The sequence below is a fragment of the Streptomyces brasiliensis genome (genome assembly GCF_014647875.1).
Classification (GTDB): Bacteria; Actinomycetota; Actinomycetes; order Streptomycetales; family Streptomycetaceae; genus Streptomyces; species Streptomyces brasiliensis.
In genome coordinates this window covers 16,488-39,618 of record NZ_BMQA01000048.1, presented here as the reverse complement: position 1 = coordinate 39,618, position 23,131 = coordinate 16,488, and the positions used below count along the sequence as shown (strand labels likewise).

Below are 23,131 nucleotides of genomic sequence, written 5' to 3'. Positions count from 1 at the left end.
CACCGTCAGCGGTGAATGGGCAGGGGTGTCGTCTCCACGAGCCGGCGCCCCGTGCCACCCCAGCGCAGGGCGATGATCTCGGCCATGATGGCGACGGCGGTCTCCTCCGGCGTGCGGGCGCCGAGGTCGAGGCCGATGGGTGAGGCGAGCCGGGCCAGCTCCGACTCGTCGAGCCCGGCCTCGTGCAGCCGGCGCAACCGGTCCTCGTGGGTTCGGCGGCTCCCCATGGCGCCGATGTAGCGGGCGGGGGTGCGCAGGGCGCGCTGGAGGAGGGGCACGTCGAACTTGGGGTCGTGGGTGAGGACGCAGATCACCGTGTTCGCGTCCACCACGGTCTCGTCGAGGTAGCGGTGCGGCCAGGAGACGACCAGTTCGTCGGCGTCGGGGAAGCGGCGGCGCGTGGCGAAGACGGGACGGGCGTCGCAGACGGTGACGTGGTAGCCGAGGAACTTGCCGATGCGGGCGACCGAGGAGGCGAAGTCGATGGCGCCGAACACCAGCATCCGGGGCGGCGGCGCGAAGGACTGTACGAACACGGCGAGATCGTCGCGCCGCTCCTCACCCGCACGCCCGACATGCACGACGTCGGTGCCGCCCTGGGCGAGCAGACCCCGAACTCGCTCGGCCACGGCCGAGTCCAGACGGGCGTCACCGAGTGTGCCGACGACGGAAGCAGGAGTGACGACCAGTTCTCCGGTCGCCTCCCCCGAACCCTCCTGCGGCAACGGCGTCGCCACCGCCACAGGGCGACCCGCCGCGATGTCCGCCAGCACTGCCGGCAGCTCCGGGACGTGTCCCGCGCCCGCCGGGCGGACCAGGATCTCGATGATCCCGCCGCAGGTCAGACCGACCGCCAACGCGTCGTCGTCGCTGACGCCGTACGTGACCAGGGCCGGTTCGCCCGTCTCGATCACCTCGCGCGCCAGCTCGTACACCGCTCCCTCGACGCACCCGCCCGACACGCTGCCGATCACCTCGCCGTCCTCGGCGACCGCCAGCGACGCACCGGGTCTGCGCGGCGCCGACTTCCAGGTCCGTACGACGGTCGCCACGGCGAATCGCCTGCCCGCCGCGCTCCAGGAGGCCAAGCCCTCCGCGATGTCCCGCATCCGTGTGCCTCCTTCGGCAGCGTCCACCACCGTGTGCCGTGCCGGCGGCCCTGGCCGTCCGGAGCATGCGAACACCGTCCGCCACATGTCAACGGCTGATTAAGTCTTCGCTTAGGTCGGCCCGGCGATCGCCGTGAGCGAGTTAAGCGATCGGTTAAGCAGCCGTTGACACCCCTGTCGGCCGGGTGCCCAATGAGGGCGGACATGGCGCCCGAGGCGCCCGGCCGCGCGCCGGGCGGGACAGGGGGATTGCGGCATGCAGGTTCCCGCTCCGTTCGAGTACCAGCGGGTGAGCACGGTGGACGAGGCGGTCACACTCCTGGACCGGCTCGGCGACACTGCGCGTCTGGTGGCCGGCGGGCACAGCCTCATCCCGATGATGAAGCTCAGGCTGGCCAACTTCGAGTACCTGATCGACATCAACGAGCTGCACGACGAGCTGGGCTACATCCGCGCCGAGCCCGGCCGTATCCGCATCGGCGCGATGACCCGGCACCGCGAGCTGCTGGAGTCCGACGAGCTGGCCGCGGCCTTCCCGATCTTCCGCGACGCGGAGCGCGTGATCGCCGATCCCGTCGTACGCAACCGGGGCACGCTCGGCGGCTCCCTGTGCCAGGCGGACCCGTCCGAGGATCTGTCGGCGGTGTGCACCACGCTCGACGCGTCCTGCGTGATCCACGGGATGAACGGCGAGCGGGTGGTGTCGATGGAGGACTTCCACCAGGGGCCGTACGAGACGGCCGTCGGCGACGCGGAGATTCTCACCGAGGTCCGCTTCCCGGTCCGGCCGCGCGGGTCCAGCGCCTACGAGAAGGTCGAGCGGCGGGCCGGCGACTGGGCCGTGGTCTCGGCGGGCGCGGCGGTCTGGCTGGACGAGGCCGGGCTGATCGCGGACGCCCGGGTGGGGCTCGCCGCGGTCGGTCCGAACACCGCGGGCATTGCGGGGATCGCGGACGCGCTGCGCGGGCAGGCGCCCGCCGAGGAGCTGTGGGCGCGGGCCGGCGACATCGCGGCCGAGGCCTGCTCGCCGGTCACGGACCGGCGCGGCAGCGCCGAGTACAAGCGGCATCTCGCGCGCGAACTGACCGTACGCGTGCTGCGCCGGGCCGTGGCCCGGATCGACGGACAGGAGGTGTGATCGTGCAGGTCACCATGATCGTCAACGGCGAAGAGGTCACCCGGGAGATCGAGGGGCGGCTGCTGCTGGTGCACTTCCTGCGCGACCACCTCCAGCTGACCGGCACCCACTGGGGCTGTGACACCAGCAACTGCGGTACGTGCGTGGTGTGGCTGGACGGCGAGCCGGTCAAGTCCTGTACGGTGCTGGCCGCGATGGCGGGCGGCCACGAGGTGCGCACCGTCGAAGGGCTGGAGCAGAACGGACAGCTCGACCCGATCCAGCGTGGGTTCATGGAGTGCCACGGGCTGCAGTGCGGGTTCTGCACCCCGGGCATGATGATGACCGCCCGCGCCCTGCTCGACACCAATCCGGACCCCTCGGACGAGGAGATCCGCGAGGCGATCTCGGGCCAGATCTGCCGCTGCACCGGCTATGCGACCATCGTCCGCTCGATCCGCTGGGCGGCGGCGGAGGAGGCCGGCACCCGGACGACGGCCCCGGACACCGAGCACACCGTCGCGACCACCTCGGGGAGCGCGTCATGACCACCGTCGCGTCGAACGGCCACCGCACCGCCTTCGTCGACAACGACCGGAAACCCACCGGGCACGGCCGGATGCTCCGCAAGGAGGACCCGCGCTTCGTACGCGGCAAGGGCCGCTACGTCGACGACCTCCAGCTGCCCGGCATGCTGCACCTGGCGATCCTGCGCTCCCCGCTCGCCCACGCCCGCGTCCTGTCGGTCGACACGACACTGGCCGAGGCCCATCCCAAGGTCCGCCTCGTGGTGACCGGTGCCATGCTCGCCGAGAAGGGCCTGGCGTGGATGCCGACCCTGTCCAACGACGTCCAGGCGGTGCTCGCCACCGACAAGGTCCGCTTCCAGGGCCAGGAGGTCGCGTTCGTCGTCGCGGAGGACCGCTACTCGGCGCGCGACGCACTGGAGTTGATCGACGTCGAGTACGAGGCACTCGACCCGGTGATCGACGTCCGCACCGCGCTGTCCCCCGACGCGCCCGTCATCCGCGACGACCTGGAGGGCAAGTCCGACAACCACTGCTTCGACTGGGAGACCGGCGACGCGGCCGAGACGGACGCCGTGTTCGCCCGTGCGGACGTCGTGGTCAGCGAGGACATCGTCTACCCGCGTGTGCATCCGGCGCCGATGGAGACGTGCGGCGCGGTCGCCGACTACGACGCGGTCGACGGCAAGCTCACCCTGTGGTCCACCACCCAGGCTCCGCACGCCCACCGCACGTTGTACGCGCTCGTGGCCGGGCTGCCCGAGCACAAGATCCGGGTCGTCTCGCCGGACATCGGCGGCGGCTTCGGCAACAAGGTGCCGATCTACCCGGGTTACGTGTGCGCGATCGTCGGCTCGCTGCTCACCGGCAAGCCGGTGAAGTGGATGGAGGACCGCGCGGAGAACCTGATCAGCACGGGCTTCGCGCGTGACTACGTGATGCGCGGCGAGATCGCGGCGACCCGGGACGGGAAGATCCTCGCGATCCGCACCAACGTCCTGGCCGACCACGGCGCGTTCAACGGCACGGCGGCGCCGGTGAAGTACCCGGCGGGCTTCTTCGGTGTCTTCACCGGCAGTTACGACCTGGAGGCCGCCCACTGCAAGATGACGGCCGTCTACACCAACAAGGCGCCGGGCGGGGTGGCGTACGCCTGCTCGTTCCGCATCACCGAGGCGGTGTACCTGGTCGAACGGATCGTCAACTGCCTGGCGTTCGAGCTGGACATGGACCCTGTCGAGCTGCGGATGAAGAACTTCATCCGGCCCGAGCAGTTCCCGTACCGCACGAAGACGGGCTGGGTGTACGACTCCGGGAACTACGCCCCGACCATGGAACTCGCCAAGCAGCTCGCGGGCTACGACGAGCTGCGCGCCGAGCAGGCCGAGAAGCGGGTCCGGGGCGAACTCATGGGCATCGGCGTGTCGTTCTTCACGGAGGCGGTGGGCGCGGGCCCCCGCAAGGACATGGACATCCTCGGCCTGGGCATGGCCGACGGCTGCGAACTCAGGGTCCACCCCACCGGCAAGGCGGTGGTCCGGCTGTCGGTGCAGACGCAGGGGCAGGGCCACGAGACGACGTTCGCGCAGATCGTCGCCGAGGAACTGGGCATCCCGCCGCAGGACATCGAGGTCGTGCACGGCGACACCGACCAGACGCCGTTCGGACTCGGCACCTACGGCAGCCGGTCGACGCCGGTCTCGGGCGCGGCGGCGGCGCTGGTCGCCCGCAAGGTGCGCGACAAGGCGAAGCTGATCGCCTCCGGGATGCTGGAGGTGTCGGTCGCGGACCTGGAGTGGGAGAAGGGTTCGTTCCGGGTGGCGGGCGACCCGAACGCGTCGGTGACCATCCAGGACATCGCGATGCGCGCGCACGGCGCCGGCGATCTGCCCGAGGGCGTCGAGGGCGGCCTGGAGGCACAGATCTGCTACAACCCGGAGAACCTCACCTATCCGCACGGCGCCTACATCTGCGTGGTCGACATCGACCCGGGCACGGCGAAGGTGACGGTGCGGCGGTTCGTCGCGGTCGACGACTGCGGCACCCGCATCAACCCGATGATCATCGAGGGCCAGGTGCACGGCGGGCTCACCGACGGTGTCGGCATGGCGCTGATGGAGATGATCGCCTTCGACGAGGACGGCAACTGCCTGAGCGGTTCGCTCATGGACTACCTCATCCCGACCGCGCTCGAAGTCCCCGACTGGGAGACCGGGTTCACGGTCACGCCCTCGCCGCACCATCCGATCGGCGCGAAGGGCGTCGGCGAGTCGGCGACGGTCGGATCGCCGCCGGCCATCGTCAACGCGGTGGTCGACGCGCTGGCGCCGTTCGGGATCCGGCACGCGGACATGCCGCTGACGCCCTCGCGGGTGTGGGAGGCGATGCAGGGCCGGCCGGTGCCGCCGATCTGAGCGACACGGCCAGGACGTCGACGAGGAGGTCCGTGGAGGTGGCAGGGTGCCCAAGACGGTGAGCGCGCGAGCGCTCGAACTGGCGGAGCGGCGCGTGCCGTTCGTGCATGCCCGCGTAGTACGCGCCCAGGCGCCCGCGTCCGCGCACCCGGGCGACGAGGCGATCGTGTACGGCGACGGCACGATCGACGGGTTCGTCGGCGGGATGTGCGCCGAGGGCTCGGTGCGTACGGCGGCGCTGGGCGCCCTGCACGGCGGCGGCCCGCTGCTGCTGCGGGTGCTGCCGCAGGGCGAGGCCGTGTTCCCGGAGACGCCGGGCGCGCAGGTGGTGGTCAACCCCTGTCTGTCCGGAGGGGCGTTGGAGATCTTCCTGGAGCCGGTGCTGCCGCCGCCGCTGATCGAGGTCGTCGGGCACACCCCGATCGCGGAGGCGTTCGTCGCCCTCGCCGACGTCCTCGGCTATGCCACGGCGCGCTCCCTGCCCGACGGGCCGCCCGCCGAGCACACGGGCGCGGTGATCGTGGCCGGGCAGGGCCGCGGTGATGCGGAGGCGTTGCGTGCCGCGCTCGACGCGGGCGTGCCGCACATCGCGCTGGTCGCCAGCCGCCGCCGGGGCTCCGCCCTGCTCGACGAACTCGGCCTGGGCGAACAGGAACGGGCCCGCATCCACACCCCGGCCGGACTGGACATCGGCGCCCGCACCGCACCGGAGGTCGCCCTGTCGATCCTGGCGGAGGTCGTCGAGGCCGTACGGTCGACGCGCACGCCCCCGCAGGTCGCCGACCGTCCGGCCGAGGCGGTGGACCCGGTGTGCGGGATGACGGTGACCGTGGGCAGGGACACCCCTCATCTGACCGCCGAGGACGAGGAGTTCTGGTTCTGCGGCACCGGCTGCCGGGACCGCTACGCGGCGGGGCTGGTGGGCTAGAGGGTGAGCGAACTGTTCACGGACGCCGAAGACGTACGGCGGCGCCTCGCCGAGGTCGGCCACCTGGTCGACGTGGGCACCGCGACCGCCCTCTACCTGGCCACGGTCCTCGACCGCCCGCTGCTCCTCGAGGGCGAGCCGGGCGTCGGCAAGACCAGTGCCGCCAAGGCCCTCGCCGAGGCACTGGACACCCCGCTGATCCGGTTGCAGTGCTACGAGGGCCTGACGGCGGGCGAGGCGCTGTACGAGTGGAACTACCAGCGCCAACTGCTCGCCGTTCGGCTCACCGAGGCGCGCGGCGAACACCTCGCCGACGCGGACCTGTTCACCGAGGAGTTCCTGCTCGACCGGCCCTTGTTGCGGGCCGTACGGCATCAGGGCCCGCTGCCACCGGTGCTGCTGATCGACGAGATCGACCGGGCCGACGACGAATTCGAGGCGCTGCTCTTCGAGTTCCTCGGCGAGTGGGCGATCACCATTCCGGAGCTGGGCACCTTCGCCGCCGTACGACCGCCGGTCGTGGTCCTCACCTCCAACCGCAGCCGCGAACTGCACGACGCGCTGCGCCGCCGCTGCCTCTACCACTGGATCGACTTCCCCTCCCCCGAGCGCGCGGCGGAGATCCTGCGCCGCTCGGTGCCGGCCGCGAACGAACCGCTGATCGCGTCCGCCACCGAGTTCATCGGCCGGGTCCGCGCACTGGACCTGGACAAGGCGCCCGGCATGGCGGAGGCCATCGACTGGGTCTCCGCCCTCGCCGCGCTGCGCGTGTCCCGGCTGGCCCGCCGCGATGTCGTCACCACCCTGAGCGCGGTCGCCAAGAGCCCCGACGACCGCACCGCCATCACCGGGGCCCTCGAAGAACTCGGCTACCCCGAAGAAGCGAGGAGACCGTAAGCCATGAAGATCGACAACGAGTTCGGCGTCGACGTCCCCGTCGAGCGGGCGTGGGAGGCGCTCACCGATCTGGAGGCTCTCGCCCCGTGCATGCCGGGCGCCCAGCTCACCGGCGTCGACGGTGACGTCTATCGCGGCAAGGTCCGGGTCAAGGTCGGACCGGTGGTCAGCCAGTTCCAGGGCACGGCCCGGTTCGTGGAGAAGGACGAGACCGCGCACAGCGCAGTGATCAGCGCGGCGGGCAAGGACACGCGCGGGCAGGGCAACGCATCGGCGACCATCCACGCGCTGCTGCGCCCCGAGGGCACGCGCACGGTCGTGTCGGTCAGCACGGACCTCAACATCAGCGGAAAGCTGGCCCAGTTCGGCAGCGGGATGATCAAGGAGATCTCGGAGAAGCTGTTCGCCCAGTTCGTCGCGAACGTGGAGGAGCGGCTGCTGGCCCCGCCGGAGCCGGAGACACCGGAGCCGGACCCGGTCCCGGCGGCAGCCGCGTGGGCCGGGGCGGGCGAGGCGTCGACGGCCGTACGGCCCTCGCCGTCCCCTGCGACCGGGACGGACACACACGCCGGGACGGAAGCGGGGGCCGGGGGGGAGGCGGAGGCCGCGCCGGCCGGTGCCGAAGCGGACTCCCCGGCGGCCGAGGCGCGTCCGCGGTCCGTGCCCGCGGCCCGGCGGCCGGACGCCACACAGGAGGAGAGCGAGCCGCTCGATCTGATGCGGCTGGCCGGGAAGTCGGTGTACAAGCGGCTGATCCCGGTGGCCGTGGGGGCCGTCGTCGTCGGCGTGGTGATCTATCTGCTGGTGCGTTGACCCGGAGCCGGTGCGATGACACGGATCAGCGACCCGTTCCTGCCCGCCGTCGACCGGGCCGCGTTCGCCGTGGCACTGGCGGACCGGCTGCGGCGGCGGGGCGTGCCCGTGGGTCTGACCGCCACGCAGGACTTCGTGGCCGCGCTGGCCGCCTCGCCGCCGGCCACGCGGACGGCGCTGTACTGGACGGCACGTGTCACGCTCGTCCGCGACCAGCCGCAGCTGGCCCGGTTCGACGAGGTCTTCGACTCCGTCTTCGGCGAGGCCGTACTGGCGGTGGACCCACACGCGCGGCGCGACGGCCGTGGCGGCTCGCCCCCGCGCGAGGACGAGGTCCACGCACCGCCGCCCGCCGGGGCGTCGGGTGATCCGATCGAGGCTGCTGGACTTCCCTGGGTGACGCTGCCATCGGTGGTCTCGGGCGCCGAGCACGACGATGCGTACGCGTCGACCGTGCCGGAGCGGCTGCCGACCGATGTGGCGGGTGCCGTGGACACACCGTTCGAGCAGCTCGGTGAGCGGGAGGCCGAGCTTCTCGGGCGGTGGCTGGAGACGGCGCTGAGGCAGTGGCCGACGCGCCGTTCCCGGCGGCATGCGGTGCGGCCGGGCGGACATCGGGTGGCGATCCGGGAGACGGTCGCCCGGGCCCGCCGCACCGGCTGGGAACCGGTGCGGCTGGTACGGACGGGCGCGGTGGACCGCCCGCGACGGGTCGTCGTGCTGTGCGACGTGAGCCGGTCGATGCAGGCGCAGGCCGTGGCGTATCTCCATCTGATGCGGGCGCTCGCGCTGACGACGCACGCCGAGGTGTTCGCTTTCGCGACCTCGCTGACGCGGCTCACCACGGTGCTGGCGCACCGCTCGGCTCAGACCGCGTTCGAGGAGGCGACGGAGCGGGTCGTCGACCGGTTCGGCGGCACCCGGATCGCGCACTGCCTGGAGGCGCTGCTGGCCTCGCACCACGGGGGCACGCTGCGCGGGGCGGTCGTCCTGATCGCCTCGGACGGCTGGGACGGCGACCCGCCCGAGCGGCTCGCCGCGGCGATGGCCCGGCTGCGGCGCCGCGCGCACACGGTGGTCTGGCTCAACCCCCGCGCGGGCGCCCCGGGGTTCGCCCCGCGCACGACGACGATGACGGCGGCGCTACCTCATGTCGACCTGCTCCTCCCGGCCGACACGTTCGCGGCGCTGCTGCGGGTGCCGGCTGAGATCGCGCGCCTCACGGGCCGTGACGGACGTACGGCCCGACCGGTACGGCCCCTGGTGTCCACTCCCTGGACCTAAGGCCACTACACCCGGCCGGCTCATCACCGCCATCGGCCGCGAATGCGAGAAGACCGGCGGGCGGATACTGCGCGCCTCCACCGTCACCACGAAACTGTCCCAGACCTGCTTCTGCGGCGCGAAGGTCGCCAAAACCCTCGCCGACCGGATCCACACCTGCACCGCATGCGGACTCGTCGGCGACCGCGACATGGTCTCCGCCGCCCTGGGCGCCCACGTCCGGCTCACCGACGCGGACGACCCCAGCACTGCGCGCCTGGACGATGTCCAGGCGCGCCACACGCAAATCCTCTGTGATCCAGGGCTGCAAGAGGCCCTGTCGAGTCACCGCAGCGCGGTGCCCGCCCCGCACGGGGCCGCACCCACGCGGCAGCCCACCGGCCGGGACACCCCGGCCGCCCAGGGCCTCTGCCCGACAAAACACACCGACCGGTACCGGACAAACCCCGAATGAGACCCCACCCGCGAACGAGCGGCACAAGGCCCACGTCGGAACAGCCAGCCGCACGGACCACACACCACCCAGGCGCGCCCGCTCCGTACACAGACCGGACGGACATCACAGCATCACGTGATGACTCTTAGCTCCAGAGCGTCACGTGGATGGCCGGGCGGAAGCGGCCGGCGGTGACGCCCGCGCCGCGGAGCATGGCCTGGGTGGCGCGGGGCGTGGTGACGAAGCGGCGCAGCTCGGCGGCGGCGGGCGGGGCCTCGCGGTCGCCGAGGGCGAGCAGGTTCCAGGAGCCGCGGGCGGGCAGCTGGGGTCCGTTCACCTGACGGAGGTCGCCGTCGGCCAGGTCCTTCGCGATGGCGAACGCGACCGCGAGTGCCACGCCCTTGCCGTGCTTGGCCTCGTCGACGGCGGCGGCGTGGCTCTGGAAGATGCGCTGATTGTGCTCGGGCACCCCGATGCGGCGCAGTACGGAGGGCACCATGCCCACCCGGCCCACCGCCGAGGGCCCAAGCAGCCACGTCTGTTCGCGCAGCTCGGCGACCCCGGCGGAGCCGGAGCCGGAGGCGAGCGGATGGTCGGCGCCGACGACGGCGATGACCTGGTAGTTGAGGAAGTGGGTGCACATCATCGCGTCGTCGACGGTGGCGGGCCGGGGCCCGACGGCCACGTCGACGGCCCGCTCCAGGAGCAGGAGCGCGAAGCGCTGCGGATCGTGCACGCTCAGCTCGACGTCGAGATCGTCGGCCCGCCCGGCGAACAGCTCGATGAGTCCGGGCGCGGCGTACTCGGCGAACAGGCTCGAAGCGGCGACGCGCAGCAGCCGGCGCCCGGCGCCCGCCTGCTGCACCTCGAGGACGGTCTGGTCCTGCAGACCCAGCATCTCGGCGGCGCGGCTGGCGAGCCGCAGCCCGCCCGGCGTGAAGGCGAGTCCGTTGGCCGTCCTGGTGAACAGCTTGTCGCCGAGTTCCTTGCGCAGATGCGCGATGTGCATCGAGACCGCCGCCTCGGTCACAGCCAGATCGGCCGCTGCGGCCTTCACCGAACCGAGGCGGACGGTCGCCGAGAACGCCCGTAGCTGTGCCGGGGTCAACGACCACCTCCCGCGCTCGCCACGGATGCCCGTGCATCTGTGACCTGCGTCTCAAGCTAGCGCACAGATCCATCCGGAGCCATGGGCGCGACGGGACCGCGCGCGGGCTGATCGCGTTCAGGACACCTCGGCTCGCGCGGGCGGTCCGTCGTCGAGGAAGCCGCCCGACTGATGCTGCCACAGCTTGGCGTAGGCGCCGTCCGCGGCGAGCAGTTCCTCGTGCGTGCCCTGCTCGGCGATCCGGCCGTGGTCGAGAACCACGAGGCGGTCCATGCCGGCGACCGTGCTCAGCCGGTGCGCCACCACGAGCGCCGTGCGCCCCTCCATGAGCCGCCACAGCGCCTCCTGGATCAGGATCTCGCTCTCGGAGTCCAGGGCGCTGGTCGCCTCGTCGAGCAGCAGGATGGGCGCGTCCCGCAGGATCGCCCGGGCGAGGGCGACGCGCTGACGCTGCCCGCCGGACAGCTTGACGCCCCGCTCGCCCACCATCGTGTCGAAGCGGTCCGGCAGCGCGTCGGCGAACTCCGTGACGTGCGCCGCCTCGGCCGCGCGGCGGATCTCGGCTTCGGTGGCGTCCGGCCGGGCGAAGGCGATGTTGTCCCGCAGCGACCGGTGGAACATCGCCGGGTCCTGCGGCACGTACGCCATCAGGCTGCGCAGGTCCGCCTGGCGCAGCCGGCTGATGTCCTGGCCTCCGATCAGGATCCGGCCCGAGTCGATGTCCGTCATGCGCAGGAGCAGCCGGGCGAGCGTGGTCTTGCCGCCGCCGGACCGGCCGACGAGACCGATCCGCGCCCCGCTGGGCACGTCCAGCTCGAGACCCTCGAAGAGCGGCTCGGCACCCGCGTGCGAGAAGGTCACCTTCTCGAAGCAGACGTCGGCGGCACGCGGGCGCAGCGGCTCGGGCAGCGCCGGGTCCAGCACGGTGGGCGGCTTCAGCAGCAAGGCGGTGAACTGCGCGGCCTCCGTCATCGAGCTCTCGAGGCGGCGGTAGATCTGGTTGAACTCGAACATGATCCGCGTCGCGTTGGAGTAGTACGTGAACGCGACGACGACCCCCTCGACACCGTGCCTGCCTCCGCCGAGCGTGACGGCGAGCAGCAGGCCCAGCGCGTTCGTCAGCACGGACATCGGCGCGACCAGGGTGTCGATGCGCAGGTTGCCGTAGTCCCAGGACCGCAGCGAGAGCCGTCGGGACTCGGCGACGCGGGAGCGGTGTTCGGCGGCCTCCCGTTCCTCGGCGGCGAAGGCCCGGACCGTGTCCATGTTCATCAGGCTGTCTGCGACATGGCCGGACACCCGGGCGATCGCCTCCTCGCGCTGGTCGACGAGCGCCTGGCGACGCCGGATCAGGGGCACCACGCACAGGGCCGTGAGGGCGATCATCGTCAGGAGTCCGACGACGAGCAGCGGTTCGTAGCGCCACAGCACCACCGCGCCGAACGCCAGCGGCACGAAGCTCCCCACGACGTTGAACGTCAGCGTGTCGACGAACTCCTCGAACCGGGTGGCGAAACTCAGCACCCGCTTGGTCAGCGACCCGGCGAAGTTGTCGTGGAAGAACGCGGCGTCCTTGGCGAACAGCTCGTCCATGCCGATCACGTAGAGCTGCTCGATACCGAGGGCGTCGAGCCGGTTCATGCAGTGCAGACCGAGACGCCACAGCGTCTCCGCGAGCAGCAGGGCCCCGGCGAAGGCGAGGACGTACGGCAGTGTGGAGCCGGTGGTGAGGCCGGTGCCGTCGGCGATGTGTCCGACGAGCTTGGCCACGACGAGCGGTGCGACATAGGCGATGCCGATGTTGCCGAGCGCGGGCAGCAGCATCGCGGGCACGGTCAGCCGTCGGAGCCGGGATAACTCCCGTCCGTAGTAGCGAAGTGCGAGCAGCACCGGGCCCTTGCCGGGCGCTGCCCCTCGCGACTCTGAGAATCCCATGGCAGCAGTCCTGTGTCGTCGCGGGAAGGTGACCATGTGTAGCCGCGCGTGTACGGCAGGTCAGGAGTGGAAGTGTCCCGCGACGACACCCGTGGAGTCCAAGCGTTTTTCCCGGCCGCCACCGGGCAGCGCGGGCACAGAAAAAGGGCCTCCGCAGGCTCTCACCTGCGAAGACCCTTCGCACCGTCGGGACGACAGGATTTGAACCTGCGACCCCTTGACCCCCAGTCAAGTGCGCTACCAAGCTGCGCCACGTCCCGGTGCCGTTTGACCTGGGGTTTCCCCGGTCGAAACGCGCAGGGAAACAATACCGCACTCGGGTCGGTGGTCGCGCCCTCGTTTGTCCGGGGGCGGTGGCGCACGCTCGGAATCACTGCTTGACCTCAAGTTTGGTGGAGGTTGCACGATCGTCGCATGACGATCACCGAGGAAAGCGGACGGACGTACACCTATGACGACCTGCCCCGCCTGATGGGGCTGATGACCGGCGACGAGAAACACGGCCCGGCGGCGACCTCCACCCTGGACGTGCTGTGGGTGCTGTACGACCGGGTGCTGCGGATCCGGCCGGAGGGGACGGAGGATCCGGGGCGCGACCGGTTCCTGCTCAGCAAGGGGCACGGGCCGATGGCGTACTACGCCGTGCTCGCCGCCCAGGGCTTCGTGCCGGTGGACTGGTTGCCGGCGTTCGGATCGTACGATTCGCCGCTCGGGCATCACCCGGACCGGGTGCTGGTGCCAGGGGCCGAGATCGGCAGTGGTTCGCTGGGGCACGGGCTGCCGATCGCGGTCGGCACCGCACTCGGGCTGCGTGCGCAGAGGCTCGGCGAACCGCGTGTGTGGGTGCTGGTCGGCGACGCCGAGCTGGACGAGGGCAGCAACCACGAGGCGATCGCGTTCGCCGGGCCCGCAGGGCTGGAGCGGCTGCACACCGTCGTCGTCGACAACGCCTCCGCCAGTCACGCGCGCCCCGGCGGGATCGCCGCGCGCTTCGAAGCCGCGGGCTGGTCCGCGGCGACCGTCGACGGGCGGGACCACGAGGCGCTGTACGCCGCCTTCACGGCACCGCATCCGGGTCGGCCGCACGTGGTCGTGGCCCGCGTCGAATCCAAGTACGCCTGAGATCCCGGCACTTACCGCTTCCAGCAGAAGGGCACCAGCTCCATGGACACCATGCGTGACCGTTTCGCCCCCGTCGTCACCCGGCTGCTCGACGAGGATCCACGGGTCGCGGTCGTCCTCGCCGAGATCGGCAGGGACGGCTTCGGCGAGGCACTGCGCCGGCATCCGGACCGGGTGATCAACGTCGGCATCCGCGAGCAGCTGCTGGTCGGCGCCGCGGCCGGGCTCGCGCTGACCGGGATGCGCCCCGTCGTGCACACCTTCGCGAGTTTTCTCGTCGAGCGGCCGTTCGAGCAGGTGAAGCTCGACCTCGGGCACCAGAACGCGGGCGCGGTGCTGGTCAGCGCCGCCGCCTCCTTCGACTGGCCTGCCGGCGGGTACACGCACATGTCGCCGGGCGACGTGGCGCTGCTCGACACCCTCGACGGCTGGACCGTCCATGTGCCGGGGCATCCGGACGAGGCCGAGACGCTGCTGCGGCACGCGGTCGCCGCGGGCGACGACAAGGTGTACGTACGGCTGTCCGTGCAGGCCAACCGGAAGGGGCGCCCGGTCGACGGGCAGCACCTGCGCACCGTGCGCGAGGGGCGCTCGGGCGTCGTCGTCGCCGTCGGCCCGATGCTGGACGCCGTGCTCGCCGCCACGGAGGACCTCGACGTCACCGTCCTGTACGCGACGACCGTGCGGCCCTTCGACACGGCCGGCCTGCGCCGGGCCACCGAGTCGGCGGGCACGGACGTCGTCCTGGTCGAGCCGTATCTCGCCGGGACGTCGACGGCCGTCGTCAACGACGCACTGGCCGATGCGCCGCACCGAGTGCTCGGGCTGGGCGTGGGCCGCCGTGAGCTGCGGCGCTACGGCACCGTCGAGCAGCACGTGGCCGCACACGGCCTCGACGCGTCGAGCCTGCGCGCGCGGATCGGGGCATTCACCGGGCTGCCGGCCCCGGCCTGATCGAGCCGGGCACGGTCGGCTCGGACCCGATCGAGCCAAGCCTGATCGACCCCGGCGCACAACGGCGTGGGCCTCGTCCGCCCGGACCTCATCGGCCCCGGCGTCAACGGCTCGGGCCCCCGTCAGCTCGCGTCCGCGCGCACCAGACCACGTATCGCCGGCACGGCGAGCAGCGCGATCGCGACGACGATGCTCATCACCCCGGCCACCAGCAGCACATGGCCGGCTCCGAGGGTGTCGGCCGCCGGGCCGGCGAGGGCCTGGCCGACCGGCATCATCGCGAGGGAGCCGGCCACGTCGTAGGCGTGGATACGGTTGAGGACGTCGGGCGGGACCTGGGTCTGGACGCTGGTCGCCCACATCACACCCCAGAAGGACATCCCGGCCCCGGCGACGGCGGCTCCGGCCGCCATGGCGGGAACGCCGAGGCCCGCGCCGACGGTCGCCGGGAAGCCGGTGAAGGCGAAGAGGGCGATCGCCCCGGCCCGGAGCATACGGCGGGGACGCAGCCGCAGGGCGAGCAGACCGCCGACGACGGTGCCCGCACCGAGAGCCGAGTTGATCAGACCGTAGGCGCGCGCCCCGTGCTGTTGGACGACCTCCGTGGCCACCAGCGGGACCGTCGGCCCCCAGACGGCGATCATGTAGACGCACCAGACGGCGATGACGCCCCACAGCCAGGTCCGGGCCCTGAACTCCCGCCAGCCCTCGACCAGATCGGCCTTGAAGGCGCGCATCCCCGCACCGGCCGCACGGGCGCCCTCGGGGAGCGGGGGCAGGCGGAGGAGGAGAAGGCACAGGGCGCTCACCGCGTATGTGGCCGCGTGGCCCGCGAACACCCCGCCGGGCGAGGCAAAGCCGACCAGCAGGCCGGCGAGGGCAGGGCCGGCGAGCTGGGCGGCTGACTCGGCGATGCGTATCGCGCCGTTCGCGCCCTGGATGTCGGAGGCGAGCCGCGGCACGGTGCTCGCCACGCCGGGCTGGAAGACCGCGCCCGCCACGCCGTTGACGACGCCGATGACACAGATCTGCCAGAGGACCACGTGCCCGGCGAAGAACAGCGCGGCGGCGAGGGACTGGGTGACGAGCCGGACCAGGTCGGCGCCGATCATCAGCCTGCGGGTGCTGAACCGGTCGGCGATGACCCCGCCGAAGACGACCAGACCGGCGAAGGAGGCGGCCGTCGAGGCCATGGCGAGGCCCACCGCGCCCGCGCCGTACCCGTGTTGGAGGAGTCCGGCGGCGAGCGCCACGGGCAGCATGGTGTCCCCGAGCCGGGCGGCGGCCCGCGCCACGAAGAACAGCGCGAAGTCCCGCGACCAGACGGCCGGAGTCCCGCCCTGCCCGCCGTACCGAACCCTGGCAACGATGTCGTGCCGTGCCGATGTCCCGGTCATCCCCGCCCGCTCCCCTCCCCTGCCGGTTCCGCCGTCGGATCATGCCACGACGCGCGCGCCCCGCCCCCGAATTTTCACGCCCCGCCCGGACGCCCCAACCCGGGGTGGGCGTCGAGCAGTCGGGGCGGAGCCGCCTGCCGCCAGGAGTCGGCGAGGATGTCGCGCAGCTCGGCCTCGTCCTCCAGGGCGGCGAGCCGGGCCCGCACCCAGGCGAACTGGGCCTCGTGGCCGGCGATCCAGAACTTCTCCGGCTCCGCCAGCACCAGTTCGTCGCGCTCCTCCTTGGGACAGCGCACGGCGATGGAGGTCTCGTCCTCGGGCAACGTGGCGAACATCTTCCCGGCCACCCGGAACGTGGGCATGCTCCAAGCGATCTTCTCGGTCGTGTCCGGCAGGGACAGGGCGATACGGCGTACGTCTTCGGCATCCGGCATGACAGGCACCGTAGCCCGCCCCACTGACAGTCACCTGGTCACGGCCCCGGCCGCTCGTATCCGAGAGTCACCACGTCACGGCATCCAGCTGCTTGTAGTAGAGCGTCGTCGGCCGCAGCACCCCGGCCGGGCTCGCCGCGTAGTCGGGGATGACTCCGGCCCGGGTCCAGCCCGCCGAGCGGTAGAGGTGTTCAGCGGGGCTGTCGGTCTCGGTGTCCAGGTGCAACAGGGTCACGCCGGCCGCGACCGCCGCCTCCTCGGCGATGGTCAGAAGCCTGCGGCCGAGGCCCTGTCCCCGGCCGTCCCGGTGGACCATGAGCTTGACGAGTTCAGCGCGGTGCCGGCTGTTGGGCTTGTCCGGGAAGGCCAGGCCCACCGTGCCGGTCACCCGGCCGCCGCCGTCCCGCGCCACCCAGACGGCGATCCGCCCGGCGGCCACGGCGTCCGCCCGCTCCCGCCACCAGGCGACGGCGTCCGGGCGGGCGAGCGGTGCGAGGAAGCCTACGGACGCCCCGCCGGCCACCGTGTCGGCCAGCAGCTCCCCCAATTCACCGGCGTTGTCCCGGACTTGACCGGCGCCCAGCCGCAGCACCGTCATGGCCGCACCACCGCCAGGACGTAGCGCGCGTCCTCGGGCCCCGGGCACCGGAACCGTGTGGGGCCCCACACCCGCAACCGCAGACAGTCGCCGTCGTCGAGGTGGTGCCGGACGTCCTGCGCGGTCATCTCGAGGGCGCCCTCCAGCACCCAGATGTGCTGTTCGAGGCCGGCCACGGGCGGGCGGTCGTACGAGATGTCCGCCCCGGCCGCGAGCCGTCTCTCTACGAGTTCGCCGCGCAGGCCCGGATGCGGGGCCGACACCGACCGTCGTACGAATCCGGAGGCGCGGTCCTCCCACACCGGCTGCTCGGCGCTGCGCACCAGCGGTGCGGGCGCGGACTCCACCTCGCTGAGCAGCTGGGACATGGTGCGTCCGTACACGGTGCACATGCGGCCCAGCAGCGCGGCCGTGGGGCTGACCTCGGCCCGTTCGGCCCGGGACAGGGTCGACCTGCTCACTCCGCTGCGTTCCGCCAACTCGCCCAACGACCAGCCGTGTTCGGCCCGGAGTTCCGCGAGGCGGGTGCCGAGCCGGACATCGACAGGCTCCGGGGCTTCCCGGTCGTGTCTCATATCCGGGACGTTGTCCCTGATATGAGACAGGCGTGTTACGAAGGGCTCAAGCCCGGGCGGCCTCGCCCAGCGCGTCCAGCACCGGGCGGATCAGGGGATGGTTCTCCGCTCCCCGTCGCACCGCCGCGAAGACCCTGCGGGTCGGGGCCACGCCGTCCACAGGGTGGACGACCACGCCCGTGAGGTCCATGCCGCGCAGGGCCGAGCGGGGGACGAGGGCCACTCCGGCGTCGGCCGAGGCGAGGGCGACGACGGCGCGGAAGTCGTCCGAGGAGTGTTCCAGGAGGGGCTGGAACCCGGCGCTCTCGCAGGCCAGGACGACCACGTCGTGGCAGGGGTTGCCCGGGTAGGGGCCGATCCACACGTCCTTGGCCAGCTCCGCCAGCGGGACCTCGTTGGCGTCGGCCAGCCGATGGGTCACCGGGACCACCGCGTCGAACGGCTCGGCGTAGAGCGGGACATGGGTGAGGCGCGGGTCGTCGGCGGGGGGCGCGCCGCGGTACTCGACGGCGACCGCGACGTCCACCTGACGATCCAGGACCATGGGCAGGCTGGCATCGCCCTCGGCGTCCTGGACGCGGATCCGGATACCGGGCGCCGACTCGGCGAGCCGGGCCACCGCCGGGGCGACGACCTCGGCGATGCCGGTCGCGAAGGCCGCGACGGTGACCGTGCCGGCCGCGCCCGAACTGTAGGCGGCCAGCTCCGCCTCGGCCCGCTCGAGCTGGGCGAGGACGGCGTTGGTATGGCCGAGCAGGATCTCGCCGGCCGGAGTGAGCCGTACGCCCTTCGCGCTCCGCTCGACCAGCCGGTGGCCGGTCTCCTGCTCCAGAGCCGTCAACTGCTGGGAGACCGCCGAGGGCGTGAGGTACAGCGCGGCGGCAGCCGCCGTCACCGTACGGTGGTCGGCCACCGCACGGAGGATGTGGAGCCGCCGCGCTTCGATCATGCGGACGATTATCGCAAGATGTCCGGACTGCTCGGTCCCGGTCCTCCGGATTGCTCAGGCGTCCAGCTCGGCCCGGGCCGCGACGAACGCGTCCACCGCGCGGTTCACGTCCTCGGTGGAGTGCGCGGCCGACAGCTGGACCCGGATCCGGGCCTGCCCCTGCGGCACCACCGGGTACGAGAACCCGATCACGTACACGCCGCGCTCCAGCAGCAGCTCCGCCATCCGGCCCGCCCGCGCCGCGTCACCGATCATCACCGGCGCGATGGCGTGGTCGCCGGGGAGGATGTCGAAGCCCTCCTCGGTCATGCGGCGGCGGAACAGCGCGGTGTTCTCGCCGAGCCGGACCCGCAGGTCGTCCGCCGACTCCAGCAGGTCGAGGACCTTCAGCGACGCGGCCGCGATCACCGGGGCCAGCGTGTTGGAGAAGAGGTACGGCCGCGAGCGCTGGCGCAGCAGGGCGACGATCTCGGCGCGGGCGGCCACGTAGCCGCCGGAGGCACCGCCGAGGGCCTTGCCCAGGGTGCCGGTGATGATGTCGACGCGGTCCATGACGCCGTGCAGTTCGGGGGTGCCGCGACCGGTGGGGCCGACGAAGCCGACGGCGTGCGAGTCGTCGACCATGACCATCGCGTCGTACCGGTCGGCGAGGTCGCAGATCTCGGCGAGCGGAGCCACGTAGCCGTCCATGGAGAAAACGCCGTCGGTGACGATCAGCCGGCGCCGCGCGGACTGCGCCTCCTTCAACTGCCGCTCCAGGTCCGCCAGGTCGCGGTTGGCGTAGCGGAAGCGGCGGGCCTTGGACAGCCGGATGCCGTCGATGATCGACGCGTGGTTGAGCGCGTCGGAGATCACCGCGTCCTCCTCGCCGAGCAGGGTCTCGAAGACTCCGCCGTTGGCGTCGAAGCAGGAGGAGTAGAGGATCGTGTCCTCCTGGCCGAGGAACGCGGACAGCCGCGCCTCCAGCTCCTTGTGCACCTCCTGCGTTCCGCAGATGAAGCGCACGGACGCCATGCCGTAGCCCCAGCGGTCCAGGGCCTCGTGCGCGGCGGCGATCACGTCGGGGTGATCGGCGAGGCCGAGGTAGTTGTTGGCGCAGAAGTTGAGGACCTCACCGGGGCGGCCGCCGGCGGTGACGTTCACGGTCGCGGACTGCGGGGTGCCGATGACGCGCTCGGGCTTGTGCAGACCGGCGGCACGGATCTCGTCGAGGGTGGCGCGCAGGTCGTCGCGCACGGAGTCGAACATGACAGAAACTCCTTGGAAAAGCGGGTGACTTACGCGGTCCAGTCGAGGATGACCTTGCCGCCGCGGCCGCTCGCCGCGTCGGCGAACGCCGCCTCGAAGTCGCGGTAGCCGTAGCGGCCGGTGATCACGGGTGCGAGGTCGAGGCCGCCCTCCAGGAGGACCGACATCGCGTACCAGGTCTCGAACATCTCACGGCCGTAGATGCCCTTGATCGTGATCATCGAGGTGACGATCCGGGCCCAGTCGACCGGGAACTCCTGCGCCGGCAGGCCGAGCATGGCGATACGGCCACCGTGCGTCATGTTGGCGATCATGTCGCGCATGGCTTCGGGCCGGCCGGACATCTCCAGGCCGATGTCGAAGCCCTCGCGCAGGCCGAGTTCGCGCTGACCGTCGGCGATGGTGGCGGTGGAGACGTTCAGCGCGAGGCTCACACCGATCTTGCGGGCCAGCTCCAGGCGCTCCTCGCTCACGTCGGTGATCACGACGTTGCGGGCGCCTGCGTGCCGGGCCACGGCCGCGGCCATCAGCCCGATCGGTCCCGCGCCGGTGATCAGGACGTCCTCGCCGACCAGCGGAAAGGACAGCGCGGTGTGCACGGCGTTGCCGAACGGGTCGAAGATCGCGGCGACATCGAGGTCCACGGGCACCCGGTGCACCCAGACGTTGCCGGCGGGCAGCGCGACGTACTCGGCGAACGCGCCGTCGCGGCCCACACCGAGCCCGACCGTGGCCCGGCACAAGTGGCGGCGCCCGGCGAGGCAGTTGCGGCACTTGCCGCACACCAGATGGCCCTCGCCGCTGACGCGGTCGCCGGACTTGATGTCGGTGACGTCGCGGCCGGTCTCGACGACCTCGCCGACGAACTCGTGCCCGACCACGAGCGGGGTGCGGATCGCCTGCTGCGCCCAGCCGTCCCAGGACCGGATGTGCAGGTCGGTACCGCAGATCCCGGTCCGCAGGACCTTGATCAGTACGTCGCCCGGGCCGATCACCGGCTCCGGGACGTCCGCGAGCCAAAGCCCGGGCTCCGCCTTCTCCTTGACCAGCGCCTTCAACGCTACGGCTCCTGTGGGTGAGGTCCCGGTTCCGGGCACGCCGAAGGAGCCCGCACCGGGGAAGAGGGGTGGAATCTCCCTGCAATCTGCCGTACGCGCGAGGCGCGGTCCATCGAGGATTTCTTAACCGCCGCCTCAGCTTTGCTTCACGCCCCCACTGGTGCGCTCGGCGGAACGGCTCAGAGCGGCAGCCCGTCGTGCTCCCGCCGCTCGAGTCGTACGGCGAGATCGGCGGCCGCCGACTTGATGGTCTCCAGGCCGGTCGTCCCCCACGGCCGGGGCTCCAGGTCGGCCACGCACACCGTGCCCAGCACCATGCCCGTGCTGTCGATGAGCGGGGCGCCGAGGTAGGAGCGGATGCCGTACTCGTCCACCACTGGGTTGCCCGCGAATCGCGGGTAGTCGTGCACGTCGTCCAGGACCAGCGCCTTGCGGCGGGCCACCAGATGGGGGCAGAACCCATGGCTGCGCGGCAGGAACCGGCCGACCTCGGGCCCGCCGCCGTTCTCCTGCACGGCTGGCCCGGCGCCTGGTGTGCGCAGGCCCGCGAAGAACTGCCGTTCCTCGCCGATGAAGTTGACCATGGCGTACGGCGTGCCGGTGATCCCGGCGAGATGGTGCGCGAAGGCGTCCAGCGAGGGATCGGGGTGCTCCCCCAGGCCCAGCCGGCGCAGCCGTCGGACGCGGGCGGGCGCCTCCTTGTCCTCGGGGGTGACCAGCAGCCCCCTGGCCGGCCGTGGCGGTTCGTAACTCAAGGCCGGGCTCCGTCACATGTGGGCGCCGTGGCTCGGCGCGGGTGCCGGGGCGTGGGCGATCAGATGGCGTACGAGGGTCAGCAAGGTCTGGACACCGGAACTGGAGATACGTGCGTCGCAACGGACAACGGGAACGGCGGGGTCGAGGTCTATGGCGGCGCGCACTTCCTCGGGGTCGTAGCGGTAGGATCCGTCGAACTCGTTGATGGCGACGATGAAACCGAGCCCGCGTTCCTCGAAGAAGTCGACCGCCGCGAAGCAGTCCTCGAGCCGGCGGGTGTCGGCGAGGACGACAGCGCCCAGCGCACCCTCGGACAGCTCGTCCCACATGAACCAGAACCGCTCCTGACCGGGCGTGCCGAAGAGATACAGCACGTGCTGCGGGTCCAGGGTGATGCGGCCGAAGTCCATCGCCACCGTCGTCTCGACCTTGTTCTCGATGCCGTCGAGGTCGTCGGTGGCGGCGCTGACCGTGGTGAGCAACTCCTCCGTGCTGAGCGGCGCGATCTCGCTGACCGCGCCCACGAAGGTCGTCTTGCCGACGCCGAACCCGCCGGCCACCAGGATCTTGAGCGCGGTGGGGAACGGGTCAGAGCTGTCGTCGTAGTCCATCGAGCACTGCCTCCAGTAGGGACCGGTCCGTGGGGTTGTGGAAAAAAGCGGGGGGCTTGGCAGTGAGCGCCCCGCAGTCGACCAGGTCCGCGAGCAGCACCTTGGTGACCGCCGCCGGGAGCCGCAGATACGCGGCGATCTCGGCGACCGGGACGGGCCCGTGGCACAGGTCGAGCACCTGGGCGTGCTCCGGGCCGACATAGCCGAGCGGGGTGGCTCCGGTGGCCATCAACTGCGACATGAGGTCGAGCGCGACGGTGGGCCTGGTGCGGCCGTTGCTCACCGTGAACGGGCGCACGAGGCGTCCGGCCGCGTCGTCGAGCCAGGGCCCGTCGCCGGCCGCCGTCACGCTCAAGGCCTCATCGCCGGGGGTTCGACGGGGTGCTGCCGTGGCGCGGTCACCAGATACGGGCGGACGCTCTTGACCAGCATCGCCATCTCGTAGCCGAGGACGGCGGCGTCGGCCTCGCGGCCGGCCAGCACGGCGAGACAGGTGCCGGAGCCCGCGGTGGTGACGAACAGCAGGGTCGAGTCGAGTTCGACGACGACCTGCCGGACGTCCCCGCCGTCACCGAACCGGACGCCCGCGCTGCGGCCGAGGGAGTACAGGCCGGAGGCCAGGGCCGCCATGTGGTCGGCGCTGTCGGGGTCGAGCCCGTGCACGGACTTCACGAGCCCGTCGCAGGACAGGAGGAGCGCGCTGGTGGTGTGCGGTACGCGCTGCACGAGGCCGCTCATCAGCCAGTCGAGGTCGGATACCTGGGCGGTCGGCGCATCGCTCGCCATGGTCGATCGACTCCTTGGGGTACGAAGGTCTCGGGAGCGCTGGGGGTGGGGGTGAGGGTGAGGGCGAGGCTGGGG

The 23,131-nt window shown here is 71.9% G+C and carries 24 protein-coding genes and 1 tRNA gene; 10 read left to right on the top strand and 15 right to left on the bottom strand.

Going from position 1 to position 23,131, the window contains the following annotated elements; all coding sequences use genetic code 11:
• Nucleotides 1-5 precede the first annotated feature (5 nt).
• Nucleotides 6-1,109, bottom strand: a complete 1,104-nt coding sequence (locus IEZ19_RS38410; RefSeq protein ID WP_189316023.1) for an XdhC family protein — start codon at nucleotides 1,107-1,109, stop codon at nucleotides 6-8.
• A 256-nt stretch (nucleotides 1,110-1,365) separates the two neighbouring features.
• Between IEZ19_RS38410 and IEZ19_RS38405 the strand changes: the two genes are divergently transcribed.
• The 8 genes from IEZ19_RS38405 to IEZ19_RS38370 are packed head-to-tail and all read left to right on the top strand — an operon-like array spanning nucleotide 1,366 to nucleotide 9,543.
• The gene (locus IEZ19_RS38405) at nucleotides 1,366-2,247 is read left to right on the top strand and encodes an FAD binding domain-containing protein (RefSeq protein WP_189316022.1); all 882 of its coding nucleotides are present in this window, start codon (nucleotides 1,366-1,368) and stop codon (nucleotides 2,245-2,247) included.
• Entirely contained in the window at nucleotides 2,244-2,774 is a 531-nt protein-coding gene (locus IEZ19_RS38400) for a (2Fe-2S)-binding protein (RefSeq protein WP_373297120.1), read from the top strand. Before IEZ19_RS38405 ends, IEZ19_RS38400 begins: the two co-directional genes overlap by 4 nt.
• Entirely contained in the window at nucleotides 2,771-5,167 is a 2,397-nt protein-coding gene (locus IEZ19_RS38395; RefSeq protein ID WP_189316020.1) for an aerobic carbon-monoxide dehydrogenase large subunit, read from the top strand. The genes IEZ19_RS38400 and IEZ19_RS38395 overlap by 4 nt, the downstream gene beginning before the upstream one ends.
• Before the next feature lie 46 nt (nucleotides 5,168-5,213).
• Nucleotides 5,214-6,095, top strand: coding sequence for an XdhC family protein (locus tag IEZ19_RS38390; protein ID WP_189316019.1), 882 nt, complete (start codon nucleotides 5,214-5,216; stop codon nucleotides 6,093-6,095).
• A 3-nt stretch (nucleotides 6,096-6,098) separates the two neighbouring features.
• Complete coding sequence (locus tag IEZ19_RS38385) at nucleotides 6,099-6,992, top strand: AAA family ATPase (RefSeq protein ID WP_189316018.1); 894 nt, start codon at nucleotides 6,099-6,101, stop codon at nucleotides 6,990-6,992.
• Between the two features lie 3 nt (nucleotides 6,993-6,995).
• The gene (locus IEZ19_RS38380; protein ID WP_189316017.1) at nucleotides 6,996-7,805 is read left to right on the top strand and encodes an SRPBCC family protein; all 810 of its coding nucleotides are present in this window, start codon (nucleotides 6,996-6,998) and stop codon (nucleotides 7,803-7,805) included.
• A gap of 15 nt (nucleotides 7,806-7,820) precedes the next feature.
• On the top strand, nucleotides 7,821-9,089 hold the full coding sequence (locus IEZ19_RS38375) for a vWA domain-containing protein (RefSeq protein WP_189316016.1): 1,269 nt from the start codon (nucleotides 7,821-7,823) through the stop codon (nucleotides 9,087-9,089).
• Nucleotides 9,034-9,543 (top strand): zinc ribbon domain-containing protein, encoded by a 510-nt coding sequence (locus tag IEZ19_RS38370; RefSeq protein ID WP_189316015.1) that lies wholly within the window; start codon nucleotides 9,034-9,036, stop codon nucleotides 9,541-9,543. The genes IEZ19_RS38375 and IEZ19_RS38370 overlap by 56 nt, the downstream gene beginning before the upstream one ends.
• Nucleotides 9,544-9,670: 127 nt before the next feature.
• Here IEZ19_RS38370 and IEZ19_RS38365 read toward each other — a convergent pair whose 3' ends face one another.
• From IEZ19_RS38365 to IEZ19_RS38355, 3 genes are all read right to left on the bottom strand, one after another.
• Nucleotides 9,671-10,633 (bottom strand): LysR family transcriptional regulator, encoded by a 963-nt coding sequence (locus tag IEZ19_RS38365; RefSeq protein ID WP_189316014.1) that lies wholly within the window; start codon nucleotides 10,631-10,633, stop codon nucleotides 9,671-9,673.
• Nucleotides 10,634-10,750: 117 nt separating this feature from the next.
• Nucleotides 10,751-12,568, bottom strand: a complete 1,818-nt coding sequence (locus IEZ19_RS38360) for an ABC transporter ATP-binding protein (RefSeq protein WP_189316013.1) — start codon at nucleotides 12,566-12,568, stop codon at nucleotides 10,751-10,753.
• Nucleotides 12,569-12,754: 186 nt separating this feature from the next.
• Nucleotides 12,755-12,828, bottom strand: a tRNA-Pro gene (locus IEZ19_RS38355).
• A 154-nt stretch (nucleotides 12,829-12,982) separates the two neighbouring features.
• On the opposite strand from IEZ19_RS38355, the gene IEZ19_RS38350 reads away from it, so the two are divergent.
• Both IEZ19_RS38350 and IEZ19_RS38345 read left to right on the top strand, forming a co-directional pair.
• On the top strand, nucleotides 12,983-13,690 hold the full coding sequence (locus IEZ19_RS38350; RefSeq protein WP_189316012.1) for a thiamine pyrophosphate-binding protein: 708 nt from the start codon (nucleotides 12,983-12,985) through the stop codon (nucleotides 13,688-13,690).
• A gap of 42 nt (nucleotides 13,691-13,732) precedes the next feature.
• On the top strand, nucleotides 13,733-14,644 hold the full coding sequence (locus IEZ19_RS38345; protein ID WP_189316011.1) for a transketolase family protein: 912 nt from the start codon (nucleotides 13,733-13,735) through the stop codon (nucleotides 14,642-14,644).
• 122 nt (nucleotides 14,645-14,766) lie between these two features.
• Here IEZ19_RS38345 and IEZ19_RS38340 read toward each other — a convergent pair whose 3' ends face one another.
• The 11 genes from IEZ19_RS38340 to IEZ19_RS38290 form a co-directional block, all read right to left on the bottom strand.
• A complete protein-coding gene (locus IEZ19_RS38340; RefSeq protein WP_189316010.1) occupies nucleotides 14,767-16,041 on the bottom strand; it encodes an MFS transporter in 1,275 nt (424 codons plus the stop codon).
• A gap of 74 nt (nucleotides 16,042-16,115) precedes the next feature.
• Nucleotides 16,116-16,475, bottom strand: coding sequence for an MmcQ/YjbR family DNA-binding protein (locus IEZ19_RS38335; protein WP_189316009.1), 360 nt, complete (start codon nucleotides 16,473-16,475; stop codon nucleotides 16,116-16,118).
• A 67-nt stretch (nucleotides 16,476-16,542) separates the two neighbouring features.
• A complete protein-coding gene (locus IEZ19_RS38330) occupies nucleotides 16,543-17,073 on the bottom strand; it encodes a GNAT family N-acetyltransferase (protein WP_189316008.1) in 531 nt (176 codons plus the stop codon).
• On the bottom strand, nucleotides 17,070-17,648 hold the full coding sequence (locus IEZ19_RS38325; RefSeq protein ID WP_189316007.1) for a helix-turn-helix domain-containing protein: 579 nt from the start codon (nucleotides 17,646-17,648) through the stop codon (nucleotides 17,070-17,072). Before IEZ19_RS38325 ends, IEZ19_RS38330 begins: the two co-directional genes overlap by 4 nt.
• Before the next feature lie 46 nt (nucleotides 17,649-17,694).
• Nucleotides 17,695-18,597, bottom strand: a complete 903-nt coding sequence (locus tag IEZ19_RS38320; RefSeq protein ID WP_189316006.1) for a LysR family transcriptional regulator — start codon at nucleotides 18,595-18,597, stop codon at nucleotides 17,695-17,697.
• A 54-nt stretch (nucleotides 18,598-18,651) separates the two neighbouring features.
• On the bottom strand, nucleotides 18,652-19,845 hold the full coding sequence (locus IEZ19_RS38315) for a glycine C-acetyltransferase (protein WP_189316005.1): 1,194 nt from the start codon (nucleotides 19,843-19,845) through the stop codon (nucleotides 18,652-18,654).
• A 29-nt stretch (nucleotides 19,846-19,874) separates the two neighbouring features.
• The gene (gene tdh / locus IEZ19_RS38310) at nucleotides 19,875-20,903 is read right to left on the bottom strand and encodes an L-threonine 3-dehydrogenase (RefSeq protein ID WP_189316004.1); all 1,029 of its coding nucleotides are present in this window, start codon (nucleotides 20,901-20,903) and stop codon (nucleotides 19,875-19,877) included.
• Between the two features lie 179 nt (nucleotides 20,904-21,082).
• Entirely contained in the window at nucleotides 21,083-21,658 is a 576-nt protein-coding gene (locus IEZ19_RS38305) for a GAF domain-containing protein (protein WP_189316003.1), read from the bottom strand.
• Nucleotides 21,659-21,670: 12 nt separating this feature from the next.
• Nucleotides 21,671-22,270 carry a GTP-binding protein gene (locus IEZ19_RS38300; protein WP_189316002.1) on the bottom strand — a complete coding sequence of 200 codons (600 nt, stop codon included), beginning with the start codon at nucleotides 22,268-22,270 and terminating at the stop codon, nucleotides 21,671-21,673.
• Nucleotides 22,248-22,619 carry a DUF742 domain-containing protein gene (locus tag IEZ19_RS38295; RefSeq protein WP_189316035.1) on the bottom strand — a complete coding sequence of 124 codons (372 nt, stop codon included), beginning with the start codon at nucleotides 22,617-22,619 and terminating at the stop codon, nucleotides 22,248-22,250. Before IEZ19_RS38295 ends, IEZ19_RS38300 begins: the two co-directional genes overlap by 23 nt.
• Before the next feature lie 2 nt (nucleotides 22,620-22,621).
• A complete protein-coding gene (locus IEZ19_RS38290) occupies nucleotides 22,622-23,056 on the bottom strand; it encodes a roadblock/LC7 domain-containing protein (RefSeq protein ID WP_189316001.1) in 435 nt (144 codons plus the stop codon).
• Between the last annotated feature and the right edge of the window lie 75 nt (nucleotides 23,057-23,131).

Coding starts and splice junctions, on each gene's coding strand:
- IEZ19_RS38410 (WP_189316023.1), bottom strand. CDS start 1,109: ATGCGGGACATCGCGGAGGGCTTGGCCTCCTGGAGCGCGGCGGGCAGG.
- IEZ19_RS38405 (WP_189316022.1), top strand. CDS start 1,366: ATGCAGGTTCCCGCTCCGTTCGAGTACCAGCGGGTGAGCACGGTGGAC.
- IEZ19_RS38395 (WP_189316020.1), top strand. CDS start 2,771: ATGACCACCGTCGCGTCGAACGGCCACCGCACCGCCTTCGTCGACAAC.
- IEZ19_RS38380 (WP_189316017.1), top strand. CDS start 6,996: ATGAAGATCGACAACGAGTTCGGCGTCGACGTCCCCGTCGAGCGGGCG.
- IEZ19_RS38375 (WP_189316016.1), top strand. CDS start 7,821: ATGACACGGATCAGCGACCCGTTCCTGCCCGCCGTCGACCGGGCCGCG.
- IEZ19_RS38360 (WP_189316013.1), bottom strand. CDS start 12,568: ATGGGATTCTCAGAGTCGCGAGGGGCAGCGCCCGGCAAGGGCCCGGTG.
- IEZ19_RS38350 (WP_189316012.1), top strand. CDS start 12,983: ATGACGATCACCGAGGAAAGCGGACGGACGTACACCTATGACGACCTG.
- IEZ19_RS38345 (WP_189316011.1), top strand. CDS start 13,733: ATGGACACCATGCGTGACCGTTTCGCCCCCGTCGTCACCCGGCTGCTC.
- IEZ19_RS38340 (WP_189316010.1), bottom strand. CDS start 16,041: ATGACCGGGACATCGGCACGGCACGACATCGTTGCCAGGGTTCGGTAC.
- IEZ19_RS38335 (WP_189316009.1), bottom strand. CDS start 16,475: ATGCCGGATGCCGAAGACGTACGCCGTATCGCCCTGTCCCTGCCGGAC.
- IEZ19_RS38330 (WP_189316008.1), bottom strand. CDS start 17,073: ATGACGGTGCTGCGGCTGGGCGCCGGTCAAGTCCGGGACAACGCCGGT.
- IEZ19_RS38325 (WP_189316007.1), bottom strand. CDS start 17,648: ATGAGACACGACCGGGAAGCCCCGGAGCCTGTCGATGTCCGGCTCGGC.
- IEZ19_RS38320 (WP_189316006.1), bottom strand. CDS start 18,597: ATGATCGAAGCGCGGCGGCTCCACATCCTCCGTGCGGTGGCCGACCAC.
- IEZ19_RS38315 (WP_189316005.1), bottom strand. CDS start 19,845: ATGTTCGACTCCGTGCGCGACGACCTGCGCGCCACCCTCGACGAGATC.
- IEZ19_RS38300 (WP_189316002.1), bottom strand. CDS start 22,270: ATGGACTACGACGACAGCTCTGACCCGTTCCCCACCGCGCTCAAGATC.
- IEZ19_RS38290 (WP_189316001.1), bottom strand. CDS start 23,056: ATGGCGAGCGATGCGCCGACCGCCCAGGTATCCGACCTCGACTGGCTG.